The following is a 24,226-nucleotide window of genomic DNA, read 5'->3' as shown; positions in this document are numbered from 1 at the left end:
TATAATCTAAAGAAATGGAAGGACTTATTCAACTATGACCTTTAATTCGGATTTTCAAAAACCTGTTTGCTCCAAATGAAAAGCGTGCAGAAAGTCAAAAGTACAAAGGCCAAAAGGGTACACGCAGCGTTGACTTGAATAAAGCTGATCAGAAAAATCAGCGGCGTACGTGCATGCGAACAATGCGCTCGTTTTCGCGCTTCACCACAGGATCGGATTTTTTTGACCACAATTTGGAAGAAGCTTCCCGGTAGCTTCGCTTCAGGTCTTTGATGACCGGTCGCGGATAGTCCTCGCCAAGCCGGAAGCCCATCATTTGCTGTTCCATTTCGGAGATGTTCCAGGGTTCATGAATCAGCTTTGACGGCACTTTTTCAAGTTCGGGCACCCACTCCCTGATGAACACGCCTTCCGGGTCGTGCTCCTGCGATTGCTTAACCGGGTTGTAAATGCGGATGGTGTTAATCCCCTGCGTTCCGGCCTGCATCTGAAACTGCGTGTAGTGAATGCCCGGTTCGAAGTCCAGAAACTGACGCCCAAGCCAGGGCGCGCCCGCCCGCCACGGCTGCCAGAAATGGTGTGTCAGCACCGAAGCAAGCATGGCCCGCATGCGGAAGTTGAGATAGCCGGTCAGCGTAACGCAGCGCATGCACGCATCCACAAGGGGGAAGCCGGTCGTGCCGGTTTGCCATGCTTCGATCAGCGCAGCGTCGGTTTCGGTGCGGATATCGTCGAAGCCGCGATTGGTATTCTCAAACTCAATACGCGGCTCGGTCTCGAACTTCTGAATAAAATGGCAGTGCCAGCGCAGCCGGGACATCATGCTGTTGAGCCCTTTTTTGTTGCCGTAGGTTTCTTTCCCCGCCTTTGCGGCCTGATACACCTGACGCACACTGAGATTGCCCCACGTCAGATAGGGCGAAAGCCGGCTGCATGATTCGCGGCTTTCCAGCGGTTTGGAGATGTCGCGGTTATAGCCCGCGGCACGGCTTTTCACGAAGGAGTCCAGTACGCGCTGCGCTTTCGCAACCCCGCCCATCTGAAACTGCACGGGATTTTCGTAAAACACATCATCAAAAGGTACGCCCCGAAGCTTTTCTAACAGCTTCTCCGGGATGGCAACGTTGCGAAGGCGTCCAAGCTCCGGCTCGTCCGTTGGGGCGCCCATATTGCCGTACCAGGCTTTGGTCCAGCCGTCCCTGTCTTTAATCGCCCGCTGCACCCCGTTACTCTGAAACTCATGCCAGGCAACGCCCCGCGCCCGGAACCACTTCCCCATCCGGATATCCCGCTGATACGTGATGTCTGTGCCGGTTTCTTCGTAACTCCACACCGCTTTAAGATCAAAATGTTCCGCGAGCATCTCAAAAGCGGGTACGGCGTTTTGCCGCAGCACGTGAATTTTGGGGTGTTCGTTTAGGGGGATGGCCGCTGTGCCCTGATCCTGTTTTGGAAGCTGTTTCAGCCTGAGGTTAAGGTCGCTTATGCTCTGCCGCACAAAGCGCCAGTGTCGCAGGTCGAAATCCGGAGCATGTGACGCAATCTCCGGCTCGAAAAGCCGGATGAGCAACAGCGGAAGCCCGGAAGCGATGGCTTCCTTCAGGGCTTTATGATCACTCAGCCGCAGGTCACGCTTGAACCAGACGACGCCAATGGTAGGTTTTGAATTCATGTGCCCCACAACAGCATTGCGGGCAGCGGGGTTCATGGGCGGCTGTTTCTGTTTGGGAAATCTCAGCTTGAATCAAATGTCAGGCCTTCACAAATTACCATCCCCGTCCGATTCCTGTGCGCGGTAGCTAACCCGCATTGGTCTGATAAACGCAATCATTTATAAGATTTGTGAAGCCTGTCAAAAATCTCTATTACATCGCCATCCTCACCGACCCGAAATCCGCTGAAACCATAACCGGTTTCAAGCATGAAATGCAGGCCCGTTTCGGGGCAAAACACGCGCTGAAGTCACCCCCGCATTTCACCCTGCAAATGCCCTTTCGGGCTTTGGAGACAGATGAACAACACATTGGGATCTTGCTCACTGACTTTGCAGCATCACAAGAATCCTTTATGATTAATCTGAACGGTTTCGGCTGTTTTCCGCCCCGTGTGATTTTTGTGAGGCCGGAGAATCCGGAACCTGTGAGACAGCTTCATCAGGCCCTGAAGCCCTTTCTGCGCCAAATGCCCGGCATTCATCCTTCCAACATACCCGACCGCATCAACCCGCACTGTACCATCGCAACCCGCGACTTATCTGCGGATGTGTTTCCGCAGGCATGGGATGCCTTCAAAAATCGTTCGTATGAGGCCTCATTTGTGGTTTCTTCGGTCGCGCTCCTGAAGCATACCGGAAAGCTTTGGAAAGTCCATCGTGATTTTCATTTTAAAGGTGGATGAATTCAGGCTGCCTATCCAGAGCTCATCTTCAAAAATAGCACACAAAAAAAGGGAATCACAGCAAAAGCCATGATTCCCTTTTGATTTTTTTACTGAGGGTGATAAAACCCTGTCAGCTTACTTCACAAGCATCATTTTGTTGGTCTGTGTGAAGGCACCTGCGGTCATGCGGTAGAGGTAGATTCCACTTGAGAGGTTAGCTGCGTCAAAAGTTACGACGTGATTGCCGGCTGAGAAGCTGCCGTTAGCAAGTGTAGCTACGCGCTGACCCTGCATGTTGAACACTTCAAGGCTTACATCAGAAGCTTCAGGAAGGGTGAAACTGATGTTGGTCGTAGGGTTGAACGGATTCGGATAGTTTTGTGCGAGTTCAAAACCGCTCACTACTTCGTCGCGACCAATGTTGGTAGCAGGCACAAGGGTGAAGGTAACACTCCAGGTTTCTTCAGCGAAGCGGGTGTTGTCACCGGCAGAAGCAACGACGCTCCAGTCAATAGTTACAGTTTGACCTTGCTCAACACCGAGGCCGAGGAGGATATCGTAGATAGCGCCGTCGGTCAGTACGAGCTCAGTTTCAGCACCGGTAGGTACTTCAAGGAGCGGATCAGTAAGATCATTGCCTTCAAGGTGTGCAACCCAGGCATAATCGGTAGCATTTTCAGAAGCTTCCCACTGAATAGTGATATCGGTAGCGCCTTCAAAAGTGAGATCAACCTCTACGCCATTAGGTGGAGAAAGAAGGCTGAAAGCGCCAAGCTCAGGACCTTCATCCTCAGCTGCGGTTCCGTAAACACGGAAAGCAAGATCCTGAACGGGGAAGTCAGGGAAGGAAATAGACTGACGTGTCCAGGCTGTGTTATCACCATAACCGCCACCTGGATTTCTCCAGTGAAATTCAGCACCATTTACAGAAGTGTTGCCGAGCCAGAACCAGCGGCCATCAGCGAAATAGTCCATGTGCGGAGCAACAGAAACCCACCAAATACCCGCTTCAAGTTCAACTTCTTCAGGGAGCTCTACCAGAATGATACCGTCTGCAGAAGAAGTAACTTCAGCTTCGAAGAATTCGAAGGTAGGGAAGTCGGCAGGACGATCGAACTCGTCCATATAAAAGTTAACGTTGGCGAAGAAAGGCTCACCAATGAGATCAGCGTAAAAACCAATCGCTTCTACAGCGGAAATCGTCCAGATTTGGCCTTCAGGTACAACAAAATCGTCAGCGGCTTCAACAGCCCAAACTTCCGTCTCATCAAGGTCATAGATACCAAGTGCACCGTTGGTTACCGGGTCAGTTGCCTGATCCCAGAGTACTTCGTTCTGAAGTACAGGTACGGTGTTAACTGCGCGTTCGGCAGTTGCCTGAGTTGCTTTTTGTGCAATGGCATCGGCTGAGAAAAAACTCAGCGCAAAGGCGGCTGCCAAAGCAAAAGTATTGTATTTAAACATCATAGATAAGGTTTGATAAGTATGAATTAATTGTAAGGCAATAAAGTATTTAATTGCATGGACTAATACAAGTAGTTATTTGACCGTGCGGGTTAGCAGCTAAAAAATTAAGTGTAGCGGGGATTAGAGGTTTAAATTATGAGGTTGACATGATTTGATATAGCCATAAGTGTCCCTCTTATTTTGATTTGATTTCATCTGTGATTCCCGGCTTCGTCTCCGGCTCAAACTCATCCCCTTCAAGTAAGCGCGAAGTAATAAGATAGTCTGCCGTAGACCGGTTGCAGGCAATCGGAATGTTGTAATACACTGACAGCCGCAGCAAGGCTTTCACATCTACATCATGAGGCTGTGCGGAGAGCGGGTCCCAGAAAAATATCAGGAAGTCAATTTCTCCTTCACTGATTTTTGCGCCGATTTGCTGATCTCCGCCAAGTGGCCCGCTTTTGAAACAGTGCACACTTAGGCCCACCTCGGTGGCGATTCTTTTGCCGGTAGTACCGGTTCCGAACAAGGCATGTACTTTCAGCACTTCTTTATTGTGGGTAGCCCATTCGACCATTTCATTCTTACGGGAGTCGTGCGCGATCAGAGCGATTTTCTTGGGGTCAGCTTTTTTCATAGCAGTTCAGGTTTTTGGGTTCTTAAAGAAGGAAAGTCAGACTAAACATAAAATGGGACTAAAGAAAGCATAAAGTGTCAAAAACCGCTGTAAGGATTTGAAAACAAACTACTCATTAAGCAGGAATTGCACGGGAACCTTGATCCGATAGAACCTCCGAAATTGAACCTAAGCGCCCCAAAGTATAAAGATATGTCGCAAATGACCGGAACATTGAAAACATATTTTACGCTTGCCATGTTGCTTCTTCATTTGAGTGTGCCGGCGCATGCGCAGGTAATTCTGAACGAATCTTTTGAAGACGGCGACTTTAGTGCTGATCCCGAATGGGTAGGCGATGACAGTAACTGGCTTATAGTAGAAGAAAATGGGAATAATTTGCTCCGTCTCAATGCTGATGAAGCCGGACAATCCTGGCTGAGCACCGCTTCGGTTGCAGGTTTCGGGCGATGGGAGTTTTCGGTCCGGCTTGATGGCTTCACGACCTCCAATGCAAACCGCGCACATGTGTTTCTGATGAGTGACCGGTCCGACACGCGCGAGGGTGTGAACGGGTATGCGGTACGTATCGGGGAGTCCGGTTCAAATAAGTTTTTTCGTATCGTGAGATTCGACGATGGCAGTCCTTCCCGCATCATCGTAACCGGCGAAACCCTGATTGAACCTGACGTCATGTACCGCGTGCGGGTAATCCGGAGCAATGAGGGAGAATGGTCGCTATATGTCAGCGATGACCCGCAAGAGCCGCCAGCACCGGAAGGAACACCGGCTGTGGATACGCATTGGATTACCTCATCCTGGTTTGGCGTGCGTGCTACGTACACGGCAACCCGCGCAGATCGCTTTTTCTTTGATGACTTTTATATCGAAAAAAATCCCGTCTTTCTTGCTGATTTTGAAGTTGTTGACGCCTCAACGCTGCGACTGACTTTTTCTGAGGAGGTGATTGCGTCTTCAGTCGGGGCGGAGACCATTAGCATTTTGCGGGATGATCAGGTACCGGTACCGCAGCCGGAATTTGCGCTCAGCGGCCGTATCCTGGAACTATTTTTCGAACAGCCACTGGCTGGCGGCGCCTACGAGCTTCAGGCTGGCGGGATCACGGATACTGCCGGCGGGATACTCGAAGCTACCAGCATTTCCTTTTTTGTTGAAGATGTTGCTGAATCCGGAGATGTGGTCATCAATGAGTTTTTCTTCGATATCACAGCGGGCTGGCCGCAGTATGTTGAGCTATTGAACCGCTCCGGGAAAACCCTGAATCTCAGAGACTGGCGCATTCAGGATAACACGACGACGATCCGCCCCCTCACAACATCAGACCTTTACATCGAACCCAACGAGCTGTTGGTGCTGACCGGCGACAAAACCGGTCTGGAGTTGCAGTTTGGCCCGGGAAACTATCTTGAGCTTGGCAATTTCCCCAATCTTAACCGGGCTTCACCTGATCAGATTAAAATCTTCGACGCACAGCAGCTTCAGATAGACTCTCTTCTTTATGTTCCGGCTGAATGGGGCGGCACAGGCGTTGCCCTTGAGCGGCGCGCTCCGGACGCCGTTTCGTATAGCTCGGAAAACTGGCAGGAGAGTACCCATCCGCTGGGCGGAACGCCCGGGACCCCGAATACAGCAGTCCCGGATGATGAGCCGCTTTCTGTCGAAAGCCTGATGTTTACCGGCAGTCAGTCTCTCCGCCTTCGCTTTAATAGAGACGCAGATACCGAGTCCGCTCAAAATGCAGCCAATTATCAGTTTGAAGGCATCATACAGATAAATGAAGCATCACAAGTTTCTGCCCGGGAAACCGAGCTCACCCTGAGTATGCCTATGCTGCCGTCAACAAGCTACACGCTGACCGTTTCGAATGTCGAAACGATCTTCGGGGTACCCATGCCGCCTGAGACCCGGACATTCACTTATTATAATGTTGTACCGGTAGAAACCGGAGATGTGGTCATTAACGAATTTATGTATCGCGCGGCAGACGGCTGGTCCCGTTTTATTGAGCTGTACAACCGCGCTGACAATGCCTTCGATCTCTCCGGATGGACCTATAATAATGATACCGGAAACAGAAGGGTTATCACTGATGAATCACATCTTCTCGTACCGGGTGCCTATGTGGTGCTCGCCCCGAATGCCGCACTCTTGGATATTTTTCCGGAGCTTCCCCTGATTAATATGGGCACGCGGTTTTCAGCTCTAAAGCTGGGAGGAGATGATATAGTGATCCGTGACGCTGAAGGCGTATTGGTTGATTCGCTCACATACCGGCCTTCATGGGGTGGTTTTGAAGTGTCGCTCGAACGCCGGTCGGCTGACGCACCGTCCTGGTTTTCTGATAATTGGGCGGATTCCCCCGGCAGCTTACCCGGTACGCCCGGCGCGCCAAACCTGATACCGCCTGATCTTACGCCCCCTGAACTCTTACAGGCCGCTGCACCGGAAGAAAACCGCATCCGACTTCAGTATTCAAAAGCCATGCATGAGGCAGCAGCGCTAAACCCGCTCAACTATTTTTTCGAGTCAGCCGTCGGTATTGAGACCATTATTTATGAAGGCGATGAGGTTGAGCTTCAGCTGAGTGACGGACTTGAATCCGGCGAGTCAGTCATCGTGGTACTGCAAAATCAGCAGGATATTTTTGGCAATCCGCTCGGTGAAACACAAGCCGAGGTCATATTCTATGATTTTGAGCCGGCTGAACCATTCGACATCATCATAAATGAGTTCTTCTATGAGGACAGCGCTGATGATGGTCCCCCGCAGTATGTCGAGTTATTTAACCGGAGCGATAAAATCATTAATCTCAGGGGCTGGCGGATTCAGGATAATACCACTACAATCAGGCGTCTCACCCTGAATGACCGTGCGATACTGCCTGGCGAGTATGTGGTGTTAACCCGGGAAATATCCCGTTTTGAAAACTGGTTTGGACAGCGCAATACCATAGTGGTCAGCAACTTTCCATCCCTGAACCGGGCTTCAGCAGATCGGATTCGTATTTTTTCGCAGGATGAGGTGCAGATAGATTCGCTTCAGTATGTGCCTGCCGTGTGGGGCGCTGCCGGTGCGGCCCTTGAGCGGCGTTCGTCAGAAGCCATTTCTTATGCCGCTGATAACTGGCTACCAAGCACGAATCCGCAGCTCGGTACGCCGGGGCTGCCTAACACAGCCGAACCGGACAGCCTGCCGCCGGTATTCACAGCACTCAGCTATACGGACAGCCAAACGCTGACGGCCCGCTTTAGCCGGCACATTGACGCCATCACAGCCGAAGAACCCGGTAATTTTGATTTTTCGGGAGACCCTGATATTTCAGCCTTGCAAAAAATCGCGCCCCGTGAGGTGGAAATCAGGCTGAGTACCGCAATGAATAACGGAACATCCTACAGCCTGACGGTCCAGGGAATTGCATCCATTTTTGGGGTGCCCATGCCGGAACAGGAGCGAAGTTTTACGTTTTTCGAGCTGGCGCAGCCGGATTCGGGAACGGTACACATTACAGAGTTTATGTACGATCGGCCCGATGGCTACTCCCGCTATGTGGAAATTTTTAACAGCGGGGCATTTGCGTTTGACCTGCAGGGTTGGACCCTTAGCAACGATACCGGTAACCCGAGAGTAATCTCTACGGATAGCTATCTCGTAGCACCCGGCGCTTTTGTGGTTCTTGCCCCGGATGAAAGCCTGCGGGACATCTTCCCGGATGTCCCGCTCATTGATATGGGCAGCCGCTTCCCGGCCCTGAAAACGGGAGGCGACGCCATCGTACTGCGCTCCTTAGCCGGTGTTTTGATAGATTCCCTGTCGTATCAGCCCAATTGGGGCGGACGCGAAATTGCCTTAGAGCGTCGTACAACGGAAGTTGCGGCCTGGTATCCCGAAAATTGGGGCGATTCCCCGGCGGAACAGCTCGGTACGCCGGGTATGCCCAATGCAATTCTTCCGGATACTACCCCACCGGATTTGCGCAGTGTGACGGCGACAGGTCCGCAGCAGATAACGCTCAGCTTCAGTAAAAATATAGCGCCCGAAACGGCCGCTGTCCTGCAAAACTACCACATCACCCCTGATCCCGGTATTTCGGAAATTATCCTTCTGGAACGGGGGATTGATCTCGTGCTGGACACACCTTTGGAATCCGGCTCGGTTTATCAAATCACCCTGCAAAATCTGCAGGATGTATTTGGCAACCCGCTGGTTGAAACCGTTGTGGACTTCACCTACCTGGATTTTGAACCTGCCGGTCGGCTTGATTTGGTAATCAATGAAATCCTTTACAGGCCCATAGCGGCGGAAGTACCCCGATTTATCGAGGTATACAACCGGTCAGATAAAAACCTGAATCTTCAGGGATGGCGTCTGGGGCGATCTCTTAGTACCATAGCGCTCAATAGCGATTCCGGGCAAATACCGCTTAAGCCGGGAGGCTTGCTGGTCATAACCGAAAGCCCCGCATTATTGGGACTTTCTGCGGATGATTCGCGTGTTTTGAAAGTTCCTGCATTGCCGGCATTTAGTCAAAATGGCGACGCTGTGTACCTTCGCTCAGACGGTGGGCTAACTATTGACAGCCTGCATTATGCGCCATCATGGGCTGTGCCACAGCCGGGGCAGTCCATTGAAAGGATTGATCCGGAATCCGCTTCCAACGATCCCGCGAACTGGGCGGGGCACCCTGAAGGACATTCTGCAGGTGAGCAAAACGCTGTTTTTCAACCCAATCAGCATCCGCCGGGGCTTCGCTTTGCAAGCCGAACAGAGGATGGTCTTCTCGAACTCCGATTCACCGAGTTTGTCCGGCCGGACGAACAAACCCGGTTTGCAATTGACGGGGTTTCGCTGCAGCCGCATACTTTTAATCCGGATCAGGCCGATCTCATGATACTCTCAGGTCTCGATGGCGGACCTGTACCGCTATTTACAGGTGCCGAGCAGACGGTGCAGGTCACCCGACTGCGGGACGTGCCGGGTAATCAGGCTACTGAACTGGAAATACCGGTGGCTCAGCAACTGCAGGCGGGTGATGTAATTCTCAACGAAATCATGTATCAGCCCCTAAGCGGCAGTAGTGCGGGCTTTCCTGATCAGAGTCAGTATGTTGAGCTGCACAACCGCCGGGACTATGCAATAAACCTTCGGGGTTTTCATATCCATGATGAACCCGATTTTGAAGGAGAGGTTCGGCGCATTTTCCCTGAACGTACCGAAAATGCCTGGATAGCCGCCAACGGATATGCGGTGATGTATGCTGATACACAGCGGGATTTCAGTGCAACGAGAATTGCGCGTTTTTTCAATCTCGGTGTTTCGGATGAAGCAGCCTTCTTCAGAGCCGACCGCACTACGCTGAACTTGCGTGCGTCAGCCGGGGCGGTTTTTCTCGCAGGAGCAGAAGGAGAAGTGATTGACTCAGTGTTCTATGAAGCTTCCTGGCATAACCCCAACCTTGCGGATGCACGCGGTATTGCGCTTGAAAGAATTAACCCGGAAGGCGCTTCCAATGAAGCTTCCAACTGGGGATCGAGCGTAGTTCCGGCAGGGGGCACTCCGGGCACTTCAAATTCCCTGTTCCAGCAGCCTGGCCCGGCCATGACAGAAGAAGGACTCACACTCGAACCCAACCCCTTTTCACCGGACGGGGACGGCGTGGATGATAATCTTTTCCTAAGCTATGTGCTCGATGAGCCCGACTACCTGTTACGCGTCAGAATCTACGACCGGCACGGACGCTTGGTCAGAACGCTCGCCGACGGCCGCCCTGCCGGACTTTCCGGCAGCCTGATCTGGGACGGTCGCCGCGATAACGGCATGGAAAATCGGGTGGGAATTTATATCGTGCTCTTTGAAGCCTACAACAGTGCAACGGGCAGGACCAAAACCTTTCGTCAAACGGTAGTCCTTGCCCGACGGCTTTAAACCCGCTTGTTTGCAACTCTTGCTGTTTATGGTCTACGGAGTAGCAAAGCAAGCCATAGATGATGTGAATTGTGCCAAGGGCAAATGTCCTGATAAACATGCCGGTAAGCGCTGATTCAAGAGGGGCTGATTGTTTATGAAACACAGGCTTCTTACTTTCAGAATCGCTCAAAAATAAGGCAAAACGTGCTTTCGGGATATTTAAGACCGACTCGGATAAGCGCGGGCGTTCACCATCTCAGAAACTTACAGCAGGCTTTACGCATGATTAAATGGATTAAAGTAGGGGGGGCGTTGATCGTTACGCTCGCACTTGTAATGATTCTCAACAGCCGCGCAGGGATGATTCCTGCGCTCGGACCTTTCCTGAACCCGATAAACGGTTTCTGGCAGAGCGCCGGTCCGCAGCATGAGCCCGAGGCCATTTGGCTGGAAGCGGAAGGCTTACGGGATTCCGTACTCGTTGTTTTTGATGACAGGCGGGTGCCGCACATTTTTGCCCGAAATGATCACGATGTTTATTTCGCACAGGGGTATGTGACCGCACAGGACCGCCTTTTTCAAATGGATTTGCAGGTACGGGGTGCCGCAGGCAGACTTTCAGAAGTCCTGGGCGGACAAACCGTTGCGCTTGACCGTGCGGAGCGGCGCAGAGGTATGTTGTGGGGGGCACAGCAGAAAATGGAGGCTTATCAGCAGGAGCCGGCACTTATGGCCATCATTGACGCCTACACAGCCGGCGTAAATGCATATATCAGTAAACTTCACCCGCGTCAGTTTCCGCTGGAGTTCAAACTTTTGGGATACGAACCGGAGCCGTTCGAGCCTGTCAATGTAGCACTCATGCATATGAACATGGCTTCAACACTTGCGGGAGGCACATCCGCGGTGCGCATGAGTCACATGAGAGCGGCCCTGGGCGATAGTTTTCTAGATCGCTTTTTACCGGCACATCCCGTGGAAATGGATCCTATCATTCCGCCCGGTACCGAATGGCCTGACCCGTCCGTGCAGCCTGGTCCCGCCCCCGAAACGTTTACCCCGACCCTGATCTCGGAGTCATCTGCCGCCATACACCGACTGCCCGATCCTTCTCTGGGCAGCAACTCCTGGGCTGTGCACGGAAGCAGGACCCGTACCGGTCAGCCGCTGCTTGCCAATGATATGCACCTGGAAATGACCATGCCTGCAATTTGGTACGAAGTGCAGCTCAATGCGCCGGGCCTGAATGTTTACGGTGTATCTATACCCGGCATTCCTTCGGTAATTGTCGGGTTTAATGAGGACGTAGCCTGGGGGGTGACCAATTCAGGCGCGAATGTACATGATGTGTATGAAATTGTTTTCAGGGATGAGTCGCTCGAGGAATATTTGTATGAGGAAGCGTGGCACCCTACCCGCATGACCATTGAAGAAATTGGTGTGCGTGGCGAAGCAGCTGTTCAGGATACGGTCTGGTACACCCATCACGGGCCGGTCGTGGTGCTTGATCGCGAGCGGCTGCGGGGGCAGGCGTCTCAGTGGATGGCGCACCGCGGCACGACGGATCTACGCACCTTTTTCACCCTGAACCGTGCGCGCGGCTACGATGATTTCACGGCTGCGCTTCCTTACTTTGAAACGCCAGCCCAAAACTTTACTTATGCCGATCGGCACGGCAATATATCGCTCTGGCACAACGGATTGTTTCCGCTGCGCTGGGAAGGCATGGGTGATTTAATCAGTGATGGCAGTAATGCGGCCTATGACTGGCAGGATTTCGTGCCAAGGGATGAAGTCCCCCGAATCACAAATCCGGAGCGCGGTTTTGTGAGTTCAGCGAATCAGAATCCTGCGGCGCCGGATTACCCGTACTATTTAGGACGCTTCTTTGCGTCGTTCGAGCGCGGGGCCCGCATAAATGAGCGCCTGCATGAACTTGACCATGCAGACTGGCGGGATATGCAGGAACTGCAGAATGATGACCTGAGCCTGCGTGCACGGGAAGGCCTGCCGTTTATGCTCGCGCACCTGCAGAGCAGCGAGGGGTTTGCGCAGCTTTCCCAAGCCGATCAGGAGCTTATTGCAAAGCTGGAAGCCTGGGACTATGAGATGAAAGCCGATGAACATGCACCGGTTATTTTTAATGAATGGCTGCGACAGATACGATCCAACCTGTGGGAAATTCCCCTTGCAGCCGTAGAACCGCAGCACCGCAGGGTGCCCGAACACATCCGTACGATTCAGGTGCTGCAGGATGAAAGCGAGTATGCCTACATCGTAGAAAATTACGCGCCCGCACCGGCTTCCGCCCCGGAAAATCTGAGTGCGCTGGTTTTGCAGTCATGGGATGACGCGATTACGGAGCTGACCCGACGCATGGGCGAAGATCGACGGTTGTGGCGTTGGTGGCGCTATCAGCAAACCCGGGTCATGCACCTGACCCGAATTGAGCCGCTCAGCCGCACGAGCATACGCACGAGCGGCGCAACGGAGGCGGTTAACTCGCAGCGGGGCAGCAACGGCCCAAGCTGGCGCATGGTTGTAAGTCTGGAGGATGAAGTGCAGGCATGGGGCGTTTATCCCGGCGGACAGTCAGGTAGTCCGGGCAGCAAACATTACGATGATTTTCTGGAAGCCTGGGCAAGGGGAGAGCTTTTTCCGCTGCATTTCTTCCGCACGCAGGAAGAAGCCCTGAGCTGGCTGGAAACGGCCCCCTTCAACCCGACCCTGTCGGAATAGCATGGCTCAGGAGCTCATCGCGCTTTCAAATGTCCCATTCACTACTACCAAATTTTGATCTGATCTGAATACATCATGAAAACGTCCTTTCTTATCATCGTACCCGGAACCTTGGGGGTTATGCTTTTTCTGCCCTGGTGGACCCTTATTTTCCCCTGTTTCATTGCCGGTCTGGTTGGTCCTGACCGCGGGATAAAAGCCTTGTCTGCCGGCATGACAGGCGTTGGCGTGCTTTGGCTGGTACTCGCGCTGATGGCTGACTGGCAGAACGGATTCATCATGTCTGCGCAGGTTGCCGCGGTCATGTCAGTTCCGGTTTGGGTGATGTATGTTATTACCTGGGCGGTAGGTGCACTTACCGGCGGCTTCGCCTGCCTGAGCGGGTATCTTATAATGAAGCGTGGGCAGTGAGTGTCGGTCGGTTTACATTTATAGATGTTTTGAAATCAGGATCCAACCCGCATTGTTCATCAGGAAAGCTTTGCCTGACACCGGATTCGAGCGGCAGGCGGCAGGTCCTTCGTTAACTTCATTAATCTGACATTCCGGAACTGAGACAGGCACAGTTTTTCAGTCACTAACTTCTGACTTCTTAGGTGCTTTTCCTACATTGCGAGTTTCGGATACGGGTACGTTTGGCTTATTTATGATGGCAATTTTGTGGGAGATGTTGAACTGAGGCTGAATAGAGATAATGACAAAAAACTTAATTTAGATACGCATTTTCCTGAGAAGACGCTGCCATAGAAAGCTGTTTTTCTTAGGAAGTAGAAAAATCCTATATTCAGCTCGTAAGTCCTTTTGTATGATGGGCTTTTTCCTTCCCCTAAATCAAACAGAAACATGACGATCTTTATCATAGCGGTTGTTGTCATTCCCATTTTGTTCATCATTTGGGCCATCAGTATTTACAATGGATTGGTGACGCTGCGGAACCGGTATAAGAATGCATTTTCGCAGATTGATGTGCAGCTGAAGCGCCGGTACGACCTTATCCCGAATCTGGTTGAAACAGCCAAAGGCTATATGAAGCATGAGCGTGAAACCCTTGAAGCGGTGATTAAGGCAAGGAATCAGGCGGTGCAGGTGGAAAAGCAGGTCGCCGCCGACCCGACGAACCCGGACGCATTCAATAAGCTGAAGCAGAGTGAGCAGCAGCTTTCAGGCGTGATGAGCCGCTTCTTCGCGCTTTCCGAGTCTTATCCCGACCTGAAAGCCAATCAGAATATGATGCAGATAACCGAGGAGCTGACTTCTACCGAGAATAAGATTTCTTTTGCGCGTCAGGCTTTCAATGATTCGGTGATGAATTTCAACACGCAGCGGGAGAAGTTTCCCAATATCATTTTTTCCAACATGTTCGGGTTTCGTGAGGCGCCGCTGTTTGAGCTGGATAACCCTGCCGAAGAGCGCGAAAATGTACGGGTGTCCTTCACCTGATCCCGGTACAGACAAAGCGGAACGCAGCTTTTATTCCATTTTCACGGCCCGTCCGGCACACCGGGCGGGCTTTTTTTCTGATTCAGACTTGTATCCTTTCTCATGGACTTTTTTCAGGCACAGGACGACGCCCGTCGTAATACCAAAAAACTGGTTTTTCTGTATGCACTTGCCGTCATCGGGCTGATTGTCTCGGTGTATGTGGTGTTGCTGTTTCTTTTTGCCGGTGCGGGTACGGGCATGGGGGCGCTATGGGTGCCGGAGCTGTTTTTTACCGTTTCCGTTGTGATTTTGCTCGTCATTACGGCGGGGTCTGGCTGGCGGATTTCGCAGCTGCGGAAGGGAGGCCGTGCGGTGGCGGAAATGATGGGCGCCCGGCTGGTGAGTAGCAACACGCAGGATCAGCATGAACGCAAGCTGTTGAATATCGTGGAGGAGATGTCGATTGCTTCAGGGGTGCCGGTGCCGGGTGTGTATGTGATGGATGGTGAAAAAGGGATCAATGCGTTTGCGGCCGGTTACGGTACGCGCGATGCGGTTGTTGGGGTGACCCGCGGCTGTATGGAGTTGCTGAACCGGGACGAGCTGCAGGGCGTAATTGCGCACGAGTTCAGCCATATTTTTAACGGGGATATGCGCCTGAACATCCGCCTTATCGGGATATTAAACGGTATCCTGATTATTCATCTGATGGGGATGATTTTGATGCGGTCCCAGATGTATGCGCGGATAGGGGGCGGCAGGAACAAAAACAATGCGGGACTTGCGATTATCGCGTTGGGCCTGGCGCTTACTGTGATCGGCTATCTCGGCGTGCTGTTTGGCCGCATGATTCAGTCCGCAGTTTCGCGGCAGCGCGAGTTTCTGGCCGATGCCGCAGCGGCGCAGTTTACGCGAAATCCGGAGGGTATTGCTTCGGCTCTTGCTAAGATTCAGCGGCATGCCGAAGGTTCGGATGTGAAGGATGCACATGCTGCGGAAATGAGCCATCTGTTTTTTTCGACCGGTCAGAAAAGCTGGATGAACGCCGTATTCGCCACCCATCCGCCTATAAAAAAGCGCATTGAGGCTCTGAATGCGCTGCATGTGCTTGAAGCCGAAACCGGCTCGGCTTCCCGCCGGAAACAGGCCGCTTCAGATCAGCAAAGCAAACAAGCGGCCGGGAAATCGCGCGGACCGCTTAAGGGGCATGATGCGCTGAATCTTCCGGCTATTACCCCGGAGGTACTTGTTGCGGCAGCGGGTACGCTTGAAGCGACACAGCTTGAGCAGGCCCGGCAATTGCGCGAGGCCCTTCCTGATACGGCCCTTACAGCTACCCAAAATACCGACGGGGCCGTTCAGCTTGTATATGCGCTGTTGATGGATAAAACTCCTGCGGTACGCGGCAGGCAACTCGAGATTTTATCTACCGGAAAAGCCGATGATATTTCGGAGGAAGTACTGACGCTTGCGGATGAATTGCAGGACCTGAGCGGTACGCGGAAAATGGCGCTGGTTGAAATGGCCATCCCGGCGCTGCGTGAGCTTGATAAGAAGGAATACCGTTTATTCAGAAGCCGCGCAGATGAGCTGATAAAAGCGGACGGGCGGCAGCTCGTTTTTGAGTTTGCACTCCGGCAGGTTTTGGTTCATAGCCTGGACGCGCACTTTGGCGTTCGTCCTGAAGCTGAAATCCGGCACACCCGCCTTGATAGTCTTATTCCCGGGCTTTCAGTTGTGTTGTCGGCCCTGAGCCATGCGTCAGGCGGTGGCGTTGAGGAATCGTTTAAGGCAGCTATGGGTGAACTCAGCCGTCTGCAGGCGGAAGGTCATGCTGCGGCGGGTACGGAAGAATTGGCCGTGCGGCTCGTTGCACCTGAAGCCTGCACGGGGGCTTCACTGGAGCAGGCGCTTGAAGAGCTTTCGGCTTCATCGGGCGAGGTTCGCCGCATTATTCTCGACTTAGCCGCCCATGCCGTATGTGCCGACTCGGAAGTCAACGAGCGCGAAATGTTGCTGATCCGTGCGGTTGCGGCAGCACTTGACATTCCGTTGCCGCTTATCGGATGAGACCGGGCTCGTTTTCGCCTTTACTTTAAAAACTAAAGTAAAGGCGAAATTTCGATACGGTTTAGTTTTTTGCCCAGAAAGCGCTCAGCAAGGGTCTGGAAACGCTGTGGTTTGTCACTTACAAAGCAGTCAAATCTCCCGGTTTTTCCGGAGGTGTTAAGCAGCTCGTTTTCGGTAAGCAGGGCTTCTGTTTTCGCAGCAATGGACACCGCTGAGTCAATAACATCGGTTCCGCTGTCTTTCAGGAAATCTTCAATTTCGGTTTTGAAAAGCGGGTAGTGTGTACAGCCGAGGATGAGGGCGTCAAGGGATTTATCCCGGAAATCCTGAAGGTATTCAGCGATCGTCAGGCGGCTGATTTCATTGGAAATCCAGCCTTCTTCAGCGAGGGGCACAAGCATGGGACAGGCCTTGGAATAAACCCGCTTGTTGCTGTTTTCCTTGAGGATGGATTGCTCATAGGTTTGACTGTTGATGGTCGCCATGGTGCCGATTACGCCGATACGGTTGCTTGCTGCCTGTGCCCTAAGTGCAGCTTTTGTGCCCGCTTCAACCACATCAAGAACGGGAATGGTGCCGGCCCGCGCGCGTACGTCCTGATTGGCGGCAGCCGATACGGTGTTGCAGGCAATCAATATGGTTTTGACTTGCTGTGTGAGCAGGAAATCCGTGATTTGCAGCGCGTATTCGCGTACGGTCGAAATAGATTTGATCCCGTAGGGCACCCGTGCGGTGTCGCCGTAATAAATGATGTTTTCGTGCGGCAGTTTTTCCATTACCGCTTTCACAACGGTGAGTCCGCCTATCCCGGAGTCGAATATCCCGATAGGAGCGTTTGCTTTTGATGACATGACAGATGGGTTGATGGTATGACGTTCGTTTTGAAATCAGATCCGGCTTCAGGGAATTGGGTGCGGGCTGAAGAAAATTGCTAAGCACCAAAAAAGAGAGCTTTGGGACCGGACATTGATGTTGTTATTCAGGAGATTGTTTTTCCTGTGGATAGGCAGGCGGGCGGTCAAGGTTTCGGGTAGCCCGTTTCCCGTTTATGCGGCCGGAGAGCTGCGGTAATCCTTCCATGCTGCCGCATGGGCTGATGTGCCGGGCATAAGCGGGATTGGCTGCGTAGGCCTTAAGGGCTTCCGGTATGTTTCGGATGAGCGCTGCAGGTACTTTGGCCTGGTGGAATTCCTGAATCAGCTTTTCCGCGTCCGGGCTTTGCGCAAAGCGAGCTCCGAGCATAAGCCTGAGCGCGTTGCGGTTGCGGGAGCGGGCGGCATTGGTGGCAAATTTCTCGTCTTCGGACAGCTCCGGACAGCCAAGAAGACCGCAGAGCGACCGGAACTGCGTATCGTTGCCAACTGCGAGCACTATGCTGCGGCCATCACCACAGCAGAAGCTTTCGCCGTAGGGATAAATATGCGGATGTTCGCTTCCCATAGGTTCCGGCGAAATCCCGGCATATTGCCAGGATCCGGCCTGATTGACGAGGGAGCTTACCGCTGACTCAAACAGCGAAACATCAACCCGGCAGCCCTTTCCGGTTTTGAGACGCTGAATCCATGCGATCAGGATGAGTTGTTTGAGGTGATGTGCCGCGAGTACATCCATCAGGGCAACCGGCATTTTTAAAGGCTCCCTGCCGGGCTCACGGTTGAGGTACATGAAGCCGCTCTCGGCCTGCAGCAGGGCGTCGTAAGCGGTGCGCGCGTCTTCGTCACCGTAACCGGTGATGGCCGCGTAAATCAGCGCCGGATTTTCAGCCTGCAGGGTCTCCCAGCTGAGCCCGAGTTTTTCCGCGTCTCCGGGTTTAAAGCTTGTTATGACAATGTCGGCCGCACGAATGTGTTTGAGCAGTACTGTGCGGTCGTGCTCATTCCTGGCGTCAAGTACGAGACTGCATTTGCCCCAGTTGATGGCATTGAAATAGCTTGTGCAGCCATTTTCCGGTTTTTCGTCGCGCAGCTGCCAGCTTCGGGTGACATCCCCCTTTGTGTGCGGGTTTTCAATTTTAAGGACTTCAGCCCCGAGCTCTGCCAGAAACATGCCCACGGATGGGCCTGCAAGCACAGAAGCAAGCTCGACAACCCTGACGCCTTCCAAAATCATGGCGCGGCTCCAAACAGGTCTTTGCGCTTAATTTTAAGATAAATCAGGTAGCCGATGGTGAACGGGACCATTGCAAAAATGCCCGCAAACCAAAATTCCGTGAAGAAAAAGAAGACAATCCCAAAATTGATGAACAGCAGCGCAATCCAAAGGAACCATCCCGAACCAAAACTGCGCGCTTCATCGGGCTTTTCACTTTTCTGATAGAGCAGGTAAATCCCTTCCACGGTGAAAACCATGAAAATCAGGCCCGGTATAAAAAAGAAAGCAGTATTGAGTATGCGCAAATGTATGAACAGCACATAGCTGATAATGATGAAAATCTGCATGAACAGCAGGCTGTTCCACAGGTTGTGCGTGTTATTGAGAAAGGATTTCATCTGAAAAAAAAGTTGGTTCCGAAACGGAAGAAGCTGTTTTGTGAAAAGATACGAAGCGGTTTAAAATCAGCCCTCGGTTTAAAATTACCGGAGCTTAACTGTGGATATGAATTGAAGGATTTATCTTTATGATAGTTGAAGCTGAAAAGCAGGGTTGAGCGCGCGCATTTGCAGCTTAGCGTTGTTGTTATTTTTAGTGATAGGACAACGGCTACGGCTGCAGTTTGCCGGACAAGAGCCGGTAGAAATGGTCAGCTCTCCGGGCATTAACCCCTAAATCGCTGTAGCCGGTGCGGCTTGCGCTGCGGATGTGAACCTGCGTTCCTTCTTCGATTGCGCCGCTATGAACCGCAACATGCATGTCATCCCGAAAGCCAAAAACGGCAATCCGGAATACGGCGTGCAACCCGCCGTTTTCCTGACTTACCGACTCGGCGCCCATATCCCGCAGCGTTTGTTCTGAGGCTTCGAGGACCTTGTCGGCGGTTTGCATGAAGGTGAGCGTACTTCTCACGCAGTTGGGAGATTCCGGACAGGCTTCAAGCGGATTGTCGGGGCTTGCTTCGGGTACGGTGGCGGTGCCGCAGCCATACATCAGCAGCGAAGCGGTGATAAAAGCGAGACTTGCTAAAAGGAGTCGGATTTTCATGGTAAGGAAGAAAAGTCAGCGCGGGGGTGAACAGGAGTGAGGTGAGGCGAGCCGCTTGGGTTTAGTCATGCGCGGGCAGCGTCATCATGCGACCGAGAATGGCGGGCAGTTTTTCAAACAAGGTATTTACATCGCTTTCCGTGTTGTACTTACCGAGGCTGAGGCGAATCGAGGAAAGCGCGAGCTTCGGACTGTGACCCATGCCAAGAAGGACATGCGAGGGCAGCACGGTGCCGGAGGTACAGGCCGAACCGTTGGAAACATAAATCCCGTCAATATCCAGGCTGAGCAACAGCATTTCACCGTCTGCGGCTTCGCCGTCTTCATTCTGAAAACTGTAGTTGAGAATGTGCGGCACAGCGTGGCTGCGGTCTCCGTTAAGTCGGGCAACATCGGGCAGAAGGGCAGCCATTTTATCCTGAATCAGGGTGCTGAGGTGTTCGGTATGCCGCAGGTTTGCTTCCCGCTCTTCGCAGGCTATCCGAAAAGCTTCGCCCAGCCCCACAATGCCCGGCACGTTCAGGGTGCCGCCGCGACGGCCGCGTTCCTGCGAACCGCCTTCCATCCAGGGTTGCCAGTCTGTACCGCCGCGGACGTACAGAAATCCCGCTCCTTTGGGACCGTGTATTTTGTGCGCGCTCACGCTCAGGAAATCGACCGCTGTTTTCCGGACATCAAGGGGAAGCTTGCCGGCTGCCTGAACCCAGTCTGTGTGGAAGCGCACGCCCCTTGATGCGCAAAGCGTTGCAATTTCGTCAATCGGGTTGATTGCGCCGGTTTCGTTGTTCACGTGCATGAGGCTCACAAGTGCAGTATCGGGCTCAAGCGCAGCTTCGACCGCTTCGGCGCTGATCCAGCCTTTGGCACCCGGATCGAGCTGCGTGGTGCGTACCCCTGTTTTTGCGGCATGCTCAAGCGGGTGCAGTACGGCATGGTGCTCAACCGATGAGGTGACAACGTGCCGCTTGCTGCCGTTGCGGAGGCTGCCATTGATGGCCGCGTTGTTGCTTTCCGTGCCCCCGCTGGTGAAAATGATTTCGCTGACTTCCGCGCCTATGCAGGCCGCGATTTTTTCACGTGCTTCTTCAACAGCTACGCTGGTTTGCCGCCCGGCTGCGTGAACCGAAGACGCATTTCCGTAGTGCGTGCTGAAGTAGGGAAGCATGGCTTCAAGCACCCGCTCATCAGGTTTTGTGGTGGCTGCATTGTCAAAATAAACAGACATACGTTGTAAGCTTTTCAAAGATGATTTCTCAGATACGGGCAAAGATAACCATAAAAGGAACGCATACCGCAAGCTGCGATAAGTTGTGGTATACAGAATGTTATTCAGGAATAAGATGAATGGCCAAGCCCCCAAAAAGCAACGCATTCATCTTAGGTTTGGGGTCCCGGAAACTACCGCGAAAGACCGTGATGTTCACGGAGTTTCCCCCAAAAAAAAAGAAACACCGGATTAGCTCGGGCATTGGGGTCAGGCTTCCCCTTGCGGTAGGTGTAAGCCTGAACCGGCGTGTTGGAAAGGTAAACAGGGCTTTGATAAAGGGTGATTTTGTGTCATATTCTGAAGCGGCTCACCGTAACTGATTAATGGATTTTTTGCTTTAAACTGCGTCATCATGCTACTTCGCTATCGTACAGGTTTCAGGTTTTTATGGATCATCTTTTTTTTGGGGATGATGGCTTTTTCCCCTGCAATGGCGCAACAGGCCGTTACAAGTCTGGATTGGGTCAGGGGTGTTTCTCAGGGTGAAACGCTGCAACGGGGGGCTGAATTCCGCCCGGATATGCACCCGCTCGTGCAGCGCGTGCTGCGGATTTCGGAGGCGGAACTTCAGGAAGTGCGGGCGCGCAACCACGGGGAGGATTTCGGTCTTGTGGGTGAGCCTGCAGCGGAGACCTTGTATTTTGAGGTAATCCTTCATGCTGAAACCCTGCCGACGGACTTCAGGCAGCCGGGGCGGTGGATGAAGGCGACGCAGGGGGTGTATGCGCTGCGGCTTACCTATGCAGAGCTTCGGGATTTGGCGGATTCGGCGAGTTTCGACTGGCTTGAGCCGGCGCTCCTGCACGAAACAACCGGAAACCGGGCGCGTGCCGAAAGCCGGGCCGACGCGCTCCATCAGGGAATCTGGCAAAATACAACGCTTACCGGGCAGGGGGTGATTGCTGCGGTGTTCGATTCAGGCATTGATGTTACCCATCCGGCTTTCCGACATCCTGAAGATTCGCTGCGGTCGCGCATAAAGTATGTGTGGGATCAGACGCTTACGCCACAGGATGAGGAGCAAAGCCCGCCGCCGCCTTTCGATTACGGCGTGCTCTACACCCGCGCGGATATTGAAGCGGCGCTCGCAACCGGAGACGGAATCCGTTCGCAGGACTCAAACGGTCACGGAACGCATGTTGCCGGAACTATGGCGGGCGGCGGGCCACACCTGCCCGGCATGGCACCAGAAGCGGATCTCGTGGTGATTAAAGGCGGAAATCAGTCCTTTACGGCCTTTGATATTATCAGCGCGGTTCAGTTTTCGGCTTCGCTGCGGGAGACGTACAACCGGCCTGTGGTCACGAATTTCAGCATTGGCGGGCTTTTTCATGCGCGTGACGGATCAGAAGCAACCGAGCGTGCGATGGATGCTGCGACCGAAAATCCGGGCGTAATGATGGTGACGGCCGCAGGCAACAATGGGTCTGAGCTCCGGTATTTTGGCGGCATGGCCGGTACGGATGATATTATTTTGGATATCCCGGCTTATACGCCGCGTCTCGGCCCGTTCAACGACCGCTTGCTGGTCGATATCTGGCTGAAGTCGGACGCGCCCGCTACGCTGCGGGTCACAACGCCGGGCGGCGCTGTCTATGAATGGGAACCCGGAAGTTTTAGCGGCGCGGATGATTTTTCGGAGGGGGTGATCGAAGGGGAGAACTTTGTGCACGCGCCCAACGGACACCGCCGGCTCATTTTTTATGTGGGTGATGATGACGCCGCATTTCCGCCCGCTTCGGGCAGCTGGCGGATCAGCATAGCGGATTATGACGGCCCGTTTCAGTCATGGATGGTCCTGAACAGGGTTGGGAATCTCACGATTTCGCAGCAGGGCGCTACGTCTGATTTCACGGTCACGACGCCTGGCACCGGAAAGTCGGTTTTGACAACAGGCGGCTATGTGATGCAGAACAACTGGCTGAATCAGAGTGGTCTGGTGTTTCAGCGGGAATCGAATCCGCTTGGCAGCCTGGCTTTTTTTACCGGAACCGGGCCAACCCGTGACGGCAGGCTGAAGCCGGAGGTCACGGCGCCGGGGCGTTTTGTGGCCGCTGCCCGGTCCCGCAGCAGCGGGGGCTCCGGCAATTCGGTACAGCCCGGGGAAGACTACATGTGGATGGCGGGCACAAGCATGGCGTCGCCGGTGGCAGCAGGGGCCGCGGCACTTATGCTGCAGGCTTTCCCGAACGCCATGCACGCTACCATCAAGCAGGCCATTGTTGAAGGAGCCCGCACGGATCAGTTTACGGGAGAGGTGCCGCACCCGCGCTGGGGCATGGGCAAGCTCGATCTTTTGGGGGCCATTGCGGCATTGCCCGACGGGGACGCGCTTGATGGCGTGTCGGGTCTGCATTTGTGGCAGCCCGGGGTGCTGAATCAGTCCGGCAGTGCTTCCATGCTACTTAACGCAGAAAATGGCGTGGTCTATCGCCTGCCGCGCATGGCCGGAGTCCTGAATAAAGTGACGCTTCATACCGGCGTGCTGGATTTTCCGGAAGGCAGTGATCCCGCACTTGTGGCTGAGCTCGTAGAACTGCGGCAGGACGGCAGCAGGGTCGAGCGCGCGATTGGTAATCCGGTGCGGGTTTCGCTACATGATATCCGGGATTTTAATGAGGTATCGATAGACCTGCGTGAAACGGGGGTGTTCCTGAGCCCGGCCATGGAAACAGGTTTGCGCATTACGCTCGATACAGACCGGCTTCAGCCATCGCTTCTTACCGCTGAACTTCTGAGCCGCAGCTACTCTGGAGATGGGGCGCCTGCGGTGTACCGCTATACGGCAGCTGACGGTATGCTGACAAGCTGGGAAAGCGGACACACCCTTTATCTCGATATCAGCGCGGTGCAGTTTCCTGATGAAACCACAGCGCCGCCGGCTGGCTACGAACTTCCTTTTATTGTAGCGCTGGGCAACAACTACCCCAACCCGTTTAATCCGCAGACGATTATTCCGTACGAAATTGGCAGCCAAACCCGCGTGCGGCTTACGGTATATGATGTGACGGGGCGGCGGATCGCAACGCTGGCTGACGGGGTGCAATCACCGGGACGCTATGATGTGGTTTTTGACGGAAGTGCACTAGCTTCGGGCGTCTATTTGGTGCGCTTACAGGCCGACGGACGCTTTTTTACGGAAAAAATGCTGTTGCTCAGATAAAGCTTGTTTAAGCCGGTTCATAAGTTGAATTTGCCCTTTGAATTCAGCATTTTCAAAT

At 53.3% G+C, this 24,226-nt stretch carries 15 protein-coding genes; 7 read left to right on the top strand and 8 right to left on the bottom strand.

Annotation, left to right across the window (positions count from 1 at the left end; genetic code table 11):
- Positions 1-157 precede the first annotated feature (157 nt).
- Positions 158-1,708, bottom strand: coding sequence for a cryptochrome/deoxyribodipyrimidine photo-lyase family protein (locus tag CYPRO_RS12730; protein ID WP_240644753.1), 1,551 nt, complete (start codon positions 1,706-1,708; stop codon positions 158-160).
- Positions 1,709-1,842: 134 nt separating this feature from the next.
- Here CYPRO_RS12730 and CYPRO_RS12725 point away from each other — a divergent pair, with 134 nt between their 5' ends.
- Complete coding sequence (locus CYPRO_RS12725; protein WP_114984978.1) at positions 1,843-2,397, top strand: 2'-5' RNA ligase family protein; 555 nt, start codon at positions 1,843-1,845, stop codon at positions 2,395-2,397.
- Positions 2,398-2,514: 117 nt separating this feature from the next.
- On the opposite strand, the gene CYPRO_RS12720 is transcribed toward CYPRO_RS12725, so the two are convergent.
- Together CYPRO_RS12720 and CYPRO_RS12715 are read right to left on the bottom strand one after the other, a co-directional pair.
- The gene (locus CYPRO_RS12720) at positions 2,515-3,846 is read right to left on the bottom strand and encodes a T9SS type A sorting domain-containing protein (protein ID WP_114984977.1); all 1,332 of its coding nucleotides are present in this window, start codon (positions 3,844-3,846) and stop codon (positions 2,515-2,517) included.
- Between the two features lie 175 nt (positions 3,847-4,021).
- Positions 4,022-4,465 carry a methylglyoxal synthase gene (locus tag CYPRO_RS12715; RefSeq protein WP_114984976.1) on the bottom strand — a complete coding sequence of 148 codons (444 nt, stop codon included), beginning with the start codon at positions 4,463-4,465 and terminating at the stop codon, positions 4,022-4,024.
- A gap of 213 nt (positions 4,466-4,678) precedes the next feature.
- Between CYPRO_RS12715 and CYPRO_RS12710 the strand changes: the two genes are divergently transcribed.
- From CYPRO_RS12710 to CYPRO_RS12690, 5 genes are all read left to right on the top strand, one after another.
- Positions 4,679-10,387, top strand: coding sequence for a lamin tail domain-containing protein (locus tag CYPRO_RS12710; protein WP_164682772.1), 5,709 nt, complete (start codon positions 4,679-4,681; stop codon positions 10,385-10,387).
- A gap of 264 nt (positions 10,388-10,651) precedes the next feature.
- The gene (locus CYPRO_RS12705) at positions 10,652-13,108 is read left to right on the top strand and encodes a penicillin acylase family protein (RefSeq protein WP_114984974.1); all 2,457 of its coding nucleotides are present in this window, start codon (positions 10,652-10,654) and stop codon (positions 13,106-13,108) included.
- Positions 13,109-13,183: 75 nt separating this feature from the next.
- Positions 13,184-13,519, top strand: coding sequence for a hypothetical protein (locus tag CYPRO_RS12700; RefSeq protein ID WP_114984973.1), 336 nt, complete (start codon positions 13,184-13,186; stop codon positions 13,517-13,519).
- Between the two features lie 432 nt (positions 13,520-13,951).
- Positions 13,952-14,548, top strand: a complete 597-nt coding sequence (locus tag CYPRO_RS12695) for a LemA family protein (RefSeq protein ID WP_114984972.1) — start codon at positions 13,952-13,954, stop codon at positions 14,546-14,548.
- A gap of 102 nt (positions 14,549-14,650) precedes the next feature.
- Entirely contained in the window at positions 14,651-16,600 is a 1,950-nt protein-coding gene (locus CYPRO_RS12690; protein ID WP_114984971.1) for a M48 family metallopeptidase, read from the top strand.
- Between the two features lie 32 nt (positions 16,601-16,632).
- Here CYPRO_RS12690 and murI read toward each other — a convergent pair whose 3' ends face one another.
- The 5 genes from murI to CYPRO_RS12665 form a co-directional block, all read right to left on the bottom strand.
- Positions 16,633-17,451, bottom strand: coding sequence for a glutamate racemase (gene murI / locus CYPRO_RS12685; RefSeq protein WP_114984970.1), 819 nt, complete (start codon positions 17,449-17,451; stop codon positions 16,633-16,635).
- Positions 17,452-17,575: 124 nt separating this feature from the next.
- Complete coding sequence (locus tag CYPRO_RS12680; protein WP_114984969.1) at positions 17,576-18,709, bottom strand: CaiB/BaiF CoA transferase family protein; 1,134 nt, start codon at positions 18,707-18,709, stop codon at positions 17,576-17,578.
- Positions 18,706-19,089 carry a hypothetical protein gene (locus CYPRO_RS12675; RefSeq protein WP_114984968.1) on the bottom strand — a complete coding sequence of 128 codons (384 nt, stop codon included), beginning with the start codon at positions 19,087-19,089 and terminating at the stop codon, positions 18,706-18,708. Before CYPRO_RS12675 ends, CYPRO_RS12680 begins: the two co-directional genes overlap by 4 nt.
- Positions 19,090-19,300: 211 nt before the next feature.
- Positions 19,301-19,738, bottom strand: a complete 438-nt coding sequence (locus CYPRO_RS12670; protein WP_114984967.1) for a DUF1499 domain-containing protein — start codon at positions 19,736-19,738, stop codon at positions 19,301-19,303.
- A 61-nt stretch (positions 19,739-19,799) separates the two neighbouring features.
- A complete protein-coding gene (locus CYPRO_RS12665; protein WP_114984966.1) occupies positions 19,800-20,963 on the bottom strand; it encodes a cysteine desulfurase family protein in 1,164 nt (387 codons plus the stop codon).
- Between the two features lie 394 nt (positions 20,964-21,357).
- On the opposite strand from CYPRO_RS12665, the gene CYPRO_RS12655 reads away from it, so the two are divergent.
- Complete coding sequence (locus CYPRO_RS12655) at positions 21,358-24,168, top strand: S8 family peptidase (protein WP_114984964.1); 2,811 nt, start codon at positions 21,358-21,360, stop codon at positions 24,166-24,168.
- Positions 24,169-24,226 lie beyond the last annotated feature (58 nt).

The sequence above is a fragment of the Cyclonatronum proteinivorum genome, from assembly GCF_003353065.1.
In the GTDB taxonomy this organism is placed as follows: domain Bacteria; phylum Bacteroidota; class Rhodothermia; order Balneolales; family Cyclonatronaceae; genus Cyclonatronum; species Cyclonatronum proteinivorum.
The sequence above is the reverse complement of the archived record's forward strand: the minus strand, read 5'-3'. Positions and strand labels throughout refer to the sequence as shown.